The organism is Micromonospora sp. KC723 (assembly GCF_004348595.1).
Classification (GTDB): Bacteria; Actinomycetota; Actinomycetes; order Mycobacteriales; family Micromonosporaceae; genus Micromonospora.
Genome location: NZ_SMKD01000244.1, coordinates 1 through 3,823 on the forward strand (window position 1 = coordinate 1; position 3,823 = coordinate 3,823).

Sequence of the window (3,823 nt, forward strand, 5' to 3'; positions counted from 1 at the left end):
GCGGAAGCTGCCGTCCTTGCCGGGGCGGGCGAGCCCGATGCCCAACGTCACGGCGAGCTCGGGGGCGGCGACGGCGGGCCCGACCCGGCCGAAGAACACGTTCGCGAACGAGTCCCCGTCGAGCTGGACGCCCGGGTAGCGCAGGCCGTCGTTCCAGTTGGCGCTCACGTGGACGCCCAGCGGTGCGGCGTCGCGCTCTGGCACGGTGAGCGAGACCGGCCGGGCTGAGGCGTGCGGCGGTCATTCGGTGGCGGTGGCCTTGGCGGTGTCGCCCGCCAGGGCGGCGAGAACCGCCTCGGCGGTCCGCTGCCCCACCCCCGGGACCTCGGTGATCTCCTCGACGGTGGCCGCGGCGAGCCGCTTCAGGGAGCCGAAGTGCCGCAGCAGCGCCTTGCGGCGTACCTCGCCGAGGCCGGGCACGTCGTCCAGCGCCGACTCCGTCATCCGCTTCGAGCGCCGCTGCCGGTGGAACGTGATGGCGAAGCGGTGCGCCTCGTCGCGGACCCGTTGCAGCAGGTAGAGCCCCTCGGAGGTACGCGGCAGGATGACCGGGTACTCGTCGTCGGGCAGCCACACCTCCTCCAGCCGCTTGGCCAGCCCGCAGAGCGCCACGTCGTCGATGCCCAGGTCGGCCAGCGCCTGGGCGGCGGCGGCCACCTGCGGCGCGCCGCCGTCGACCACCACCAGCTGCGGCGGGTACGCGAACCTGCGCGGCCGGCCGGTGGTCGGGTCGATGCCGGGCCGGTCCGGGTCCGACGCGGTCTCCTCGCCGATCTCCCCGGTCTCGGCGCGGGTGTCGAGGTAGCGGGCGAAGCGCCGGCGCAGCACCTCCGACATGGCGGAGAGGTCGTCGGTGGCGCCCCGGACGACGAACCGGCGGTACTCGCTCTTGCGGGGCAGCCCGTCCTCGAAGACGACCATGCTGGCCACCACGTCGGTGCCCTGGATCTGGGAGACGTCGAAACACTCGATGCGCAGCGGCGAGGTACGCATGCCGAGCGCCTCGGCGATCTCGTCGAGCGCCTGACCGCGGGTGGTCAGGTCGCCGGCGCGCTTGAGCTTGTGCCGGGCCAGGGCGTCGCGCGCGTTGCGTTCGACGGTTTCCAGCAGCGCCTTCTTGTCGCCGCGCTGGGGCACCCGCAGCGTGACCCGGCTGCCCCGCCGGGTGGTGAGCCAGTCGGCGAGGGCGTCGGCGTCGGCGGGCAGCTCGGGGACGAGCAGTTCCCGGGGGACGTCGGTCTCGCCCTGTTCGCCGCCGTAGACCTGGGTGCAGAAGTGGTGCACCAGGTCGCCGGTGGTCAGCTCCTCGGTCTTCTCCACCACCCAGCCGCGTTGGCCGCGTACCCGACCGTCACGGACGCGGAAGACCTGGACGGCGGCCTCCAGGGGGTCGTCGGCGAAGGCGACCACGTCGGCGTCGGTGCCGTCGCCGAGCACGACGCTCTGCTTCTCCATGGCCCGGCGCAGCGCGGCCACGTCGTCACGCAGCCGCGCGGCCCGCTCGAAGTCCAGGTGCTCGCTGGCCTCCCGCATCTCGCGTTCCAGCTTGCGCACCATGGTGTCGGTGCGCCCGGCCATGAAGTCGCAGAAGTCGTCGACGATGCGCCGGTGCTCCTCGGCCGAGACGGTGCCGACGCAGGGCGCGGAGCACTTGCCGATGTATCCCAGCAGGCAGGGCCGGCCGACCTGGCCGGCCCGCTTGAACACCCCGGCGGAGCAGGTCCGCGCGGGGAAGACCCGCAGCAGCAGGTCGAGGGTCTCGCGGATCGCCCAGGCGTGCGAGTACGGCCCGAAGTACCGCACTCCCCTGCGCTTGGCGCCGCGCATCACCTGCAACCGCGGGTACTCCTCGTCGAGGGTGACCGCCAGGTAGGGGTAGGACTTGTCGTCACGGTAGCGGACGTTGAAGCGCGGATCGTACTGCTTGATCCAGGTGAACTCCTGCTGGAGCGCCTCGACCTCGGTGGCGACGGTGATCCAGTCGACCGACTCGGCGGTGGTGACCATCTGCCGGGTCCGCTCGTGCAGACCCAGCAGATCGCCGAAGTACGAGTTGAGCCGGGCGCGGAGGTTCTTCGCCTTGCCGACGTAGATCACCCGGCCGGTGCCGTCACGGAACCGGTAGACCCCCGGTGACTCGGGGATGGTGCCGGGCGCGGGACGGTAGGTCGAGGGATCTGCCACGGCTCCGAGACTATCCGTTGCCGCCGACACTCCAGATCACGCCGAGCTGGTCGACCTCGGCGCCACTGCGGCCGAAGAAGCCGGCCAGCCGGCCGCCGGGCGGCGCGGTGAAGGTCACCGCCTCGGCGGTCGGGGTGCCGGCGGCCAGCACCCGGCCCCGGTCGGTGGTCAGCCGGGCGGAGAAGATCCGCGTGTGGCCGTCCTTCTTGCCCTGGGTGAGGGTGACCTGGGTGACGTGCTCGCCGTCGGCCAGCGCCAGGGAGGCGGCGGTGCCGCCGGTGCCGCCGTGGCTCAGGGTGCGCCCGTCGGCCAGGGTGAGGGCGACCTGGTCGAGCCGGCTGCCGCCACGCAGGGTGAGCCCGGTGACCCGGGGGCCGGCGGCGTCGAGGTCGGTGAACCGGGTGCCGTGCGGGCCGCCCCAGGTGTCGCTGGCCCGCAGCGTCGGGTCGAGGGTCCAGTCGAACCAGGCGGCGTGCGGGTAGTGGTCGGAGAGCGGGCCGCCGGTCGGGGTCAGGAACCTGGTGTGCTCGTTGTGGTAGCGGCGCAGGTCGAGCCGGACCAGCCGGTTGCCCCGGTAGAGGATCTTGTCGACCACCTCGCAGGAGTTCGTCACGTTCGCCGGGTCGCAGACCAGCGCGGGACTGCCGGCGGCCGGCGGCACCCCGCCCCGCTCCTGCCGGACCCAGGCGTCGGTGAGGCCGTTGGCGGCCACCAGGTCACGGATGTTGTCGCCGGTGCGGGTCCAGCGGACGTTCAGGTCACCCATCAGGATCACCGCGTTGCCGGCCGAGTGGGCCGAGATGTACGCGGAGAGCTGGGAGAGGTTGGACCGGCGGGCGGCCAGGTCGGCGTCGGTGCTGCCGGCGTTCGGGTGGGCGTTGTAGAAGTCCACGAAGACGCCCTCGGCCAGCCGGATCCGGGAGGCCGTGAAGCCCTTCGGGGTGAGGCAGTCGGTGCCGTTGCAGGAGTTCCACTTGACCCGGGCGAAGTCGCTGTACGGGAAGTTCGACAGCGTGTTCAGACCGTCGCCGAACGGCACGCCGCCGCTGGTCGGGGTGCGGTGCGGGTGCCGGTCGGTGGCGTAGAGGTCGGCGTGGTAGTTGAAGTCCTCCTGGACGTGCACGATGTCGTACCCGTTGATCCGCTCGCCGATCGGGCGGGTGTTGGTCGCCGGGTCGCCGCTGGAGAGCAGGTCCGGCAGGCCCGCGACGTTGTAGGTGAGCACGGAGAACGACCCGGACGCGGGGCCGGGGGCGGCGCCGGCGGCAGCGGCGGTGGCCGGCGCGCTCGGGGGGAGCACGGCCGCGAGCAGCGCCGCGGACGCGAGTAGACGGACGACCTTCATCGACGGTCCAATCTGGAGTTCGACGGCCGGGCGGGGGAATCCCGACCGAGGTGGGATCGAAGGCTATCCAAGCAACCCGAGCCGCTCAATACTGCGGGGTAACAACCGGACGACGTCACGATTGACGTCTTCCTATACGACTGCCGACCGCTTACCATCCGGTAACCGAATGTTATTCGCGTATTGATCCCCACCCCCCTCGAAGGATCACCATGCCTCGTCCCCCCACCACACGACGGCTGCTCGCCGGGCTCACCGCCGGCGTGAGCGTCGCCGCTGTCCTGACCGCCACCC

The 3,823-nt window shown here is 72.2% G+C and carries 2 protein-coding genes; both read right to left on the reverse strand.

From position 1 onward, the window contains the following. Positions 1-240 precede the first annotated feature (240 nt). Positions 241-2,184, reverse strand: coding sequence for an excinuclease ABC subunit UvrC (gene uvrC / locus E1165_RS28155; protein WP_132394727.1), 1,944 nt, complete (start codon positions 2,182-2,184; stop codon positions 241-243). 10 nt (positions 2,185-2,194) lie between these two features. After that, positions 2,195-3,529 carry a jacalin-like lectin gene (locus E1165_RS28160; RefSeq protein ID WP_132394728.1) on the reverse strand — a complete coding sequence of 445 codons (1,335 nt, stop codon included), beginning with the start codon at positions 3,527-3,529 and terminating at the stop codon, positions 2,195-2,197. Between the last annotated feature and the right edge of the window lie 294 nt (positions 3,530-3,823).